Here is a 2,588-nt window from a genome sequence, read left to right as displayed (position 1 = left end):
GATCGGCCTGCGCGCGATGACGCTCTCCGACGGCCCCGCCGGCGTGCGCGGTCCCCGCTGGGATGAACGCGAGCCCTCGCTCAACCTGCCTTCGGGGTCGGCTCTCGCGGCCTCGTGGGACGACGCGCTCGCGTACCGGTACGGCGCCGCGGCGGCATCCGAGGCGCGCCGGAAAGACGTCGACGTCGTGCTCGGCCCGACGATCAACCTGCACCGCTCGCCTCTCGGCGGACGCCACTTCGAGTGCTTCAGCGAAGACCCCGAGCTCACCTCGGGACTCGCCGCCGCCTACGTGCGCGGCCTGCAGGACAACGGCGTCGCCGCCTGCCCGAAGCACTACGTCGCGAACGACTCGGAGACCGACCGCTTCACCGTCGACGTTCAGCTCGATGACCGCCCGCTGCGCGAGCTGTACCTCGCACCGTTCGAGCGCGCGGTCGCCGACGCCGGCGCGTGGACGATCATGAGCGCGTACAACTCGGTGCGCGGCGTGACCATGACCGAGAACGACCTGCTCGAGACGCCGCTGAACTCCGAGTGGGGCTTCGACGGCGTGGTGATCAGCGACTGGACGGCCGTGCGGTCGCTCGACGCGGTCGCCGCCTCGCAGGATCTCGCGATGCCCGGTCCCGCGCCGGCGTGGGCCGGGCTCGTCGACGCCGTGCGCGAGGGCCGCGTGTCCGAATCCGACCTCGACCGCAAGGTGCTGCGGCTGCTGCTGCTGGCCGAGCGCGTCGGGGCCCTCGGGTCGGATGCCGCCGTCACGCCCGCCCCGGTCGACGCCCGCGCGTTCGCGCGCGAGGCCGCCGTCGAGGGCACCGTTCTGCTGGCGAACGACGGGGTGCTCCCGCTGTCGCCGGCGCTCTCCCGCATCGCCGTGATCGGCCACAACGCTCTCGAGGCCCGCACCCAGGGCGGCGGCAGCGCGACCGTGCTGCCCGAGCAGATCGTGACGCCGCTCGAGGGCATCCGCACCGCCTTCGCGAACGCCGAGGTCGCCTATGAGATCGGCGCCGTCGTGCAGGAGGGCGTGGCGGAGATCCCGCTGAGCCAGATCACGAACCCCGCCACCGGCCTGCCGGGGGTGCGGGTGAGCTTCTTCGACGCAGACGGCGCGGAGCTGTTCGCCGAGGACCGCCGCTCGACCGCTCTCGTCTGGTTCGGGGGCGACGCGCCGATCGCGGCGAGCCGGCGCGTCGTGCTCGAGGCCGACTACGTCGCCGCCGAGACCGGCGAGATCGAGCTCGGCTTCGCCGGCGGCAACCCCGGCCTGCTGCAGGTCGACGGCGAGACGGTCCTCGACGAGGCGCCCGTGGTCGAGGGAACCGACCTCGGAGCGGCATTCCTCAACCCGCCGTCTCTGACGGCGACGGTCGCCGTGCAGGCGGGCGTCGCACGCCGCATCCGGCTCGAACTGCGTGTCAACGAAAGCGAGAGCCCGCTCAGCGGCGCCCTCTCCGCGACGCTCGGGATCGCCCCGGAGCGCACCGACCCGGACGAGCTCATCGCCCGCGCCGTCGCCTCGGCGGCCGACGCGGAGGTCGCCGTCGTGGTCGTCGGCACCAACTCCAAAGTCGAGTCCGAGGGCTACGACCGCACCGACCTGGCTCTTCCCGGCCGCCAGGACGACCTGGTCCGCGCCGTCGCGGCGACCGGCACGCCGACCGTCGTCGTCGTCAACGCCGGCTCTCCGGTCGAGCTGCCGTGGGCGCACGACGTCGCGGCGATCGTGCAGGGCTACTTCGGCGGTCAGGAGTTCGGCACCGCGGTGGCGGACGTGCTCACCGGCACCGCCGAGCCCGGCGGACGGCTCCCCACCACGTGGCCGGCCGCCCTCGCCGACGTGCCGGTCGCCGAGGTCACGCCGACCGACGGCGCGCTGGCCTACACCGAGGGCATCCACATCGGCTACCGCGCGTGGCTGAAGGATGCGGTCGCCCCCGCCTTCCCGTTCGGCCACGGCCTGGGCTACACGACCTGGTCGTGGGGCGCGGCGCAGCGCGACGGCGACGCCCTCGAGGTGACCCTCGCCAACACCGGAGACCGCCCCGGCAAGCACGTGGTGCAGGTCTACGCCGAGCGGGCGGATTCGTCGATCGAGCGCCCGGTGCGCTGGCTGGTCGGATACGGCGTCGTGCGCGCGGCCGCCGGTCAGACGGTGACCGCACGCATCCCCCTCCCCGACCGGCGCTTCGCGCACTGGGCCGACGCGTGGGAGGTCGAACCCGGCGCCTTCACCCTGCGCATCGGCGCATCCGCGGTCGACGCGCCGCTCGAGTTCGGATGGGACGTGGCCGCAGGCTGATCATGACGACGCTCCACAACCCGCTCGTGAACGGGTTCCACCCCGACCCGAGCATCGTCGCGGTCGACGGGTGGTACTACCTCGCCACCAGCACCTTCGAGTACCTGCCGGGCATCCCCATCCACCGCTCGAAGGACTTCGAGACGTGGGAGCTCATCGGGCACGTCGCGACAAGGCCGGGCCAGCTGGGCGCCGAGTCGGTCCCGACCGGCGGCGGCGCGTGGGCCCCGACGATCCGCCACCACGACGGCCGGTTCCACCTCGTGATCACCGACGCGATGGG

Annotated in this window: 2 protein-coding genes; both read left to right on the top strand. The window is 73.5% G+C overall.

Annotated features, from left to right (window positions below):
* Window position 1 precedes the first annotated feature (1 nt).
* The gene (locus B4E30_RS04520; protein ID WP_286793679.1) at window positions 2–2,305 is read left to right on the top strand and encodes a beta-glucosidase family protein; all 2,304 of its coding nucleotides are present in this window, start codon (window positions 2–4) and stop codon (window positions 2,303–2,305) included.
* Between the two features lie 2 nt (window positions 2,306–2,307).
* Window positions 2,308–2,588, top strand: a 281-nt coding sequence (locus B4E30_RS04515) for a family 43 glycosylhydrolase (protein ID WP_286793678.1), incomplete at its 3' end; no start/stop codon positions are given.

It is taken from the genome of Microbacterium sp. UBA3394, from assembly GCF_002358725.1.
Classification (GTDB): Bacteria; Actinomycetota; Actinomycetes; order Actinomycetales; family Microbacteriaceae; genus Microbacterium; species Microbacterium luteum.
This window is presented reverse-complemented; position numbering and strand designations above follow the sequence as displayed.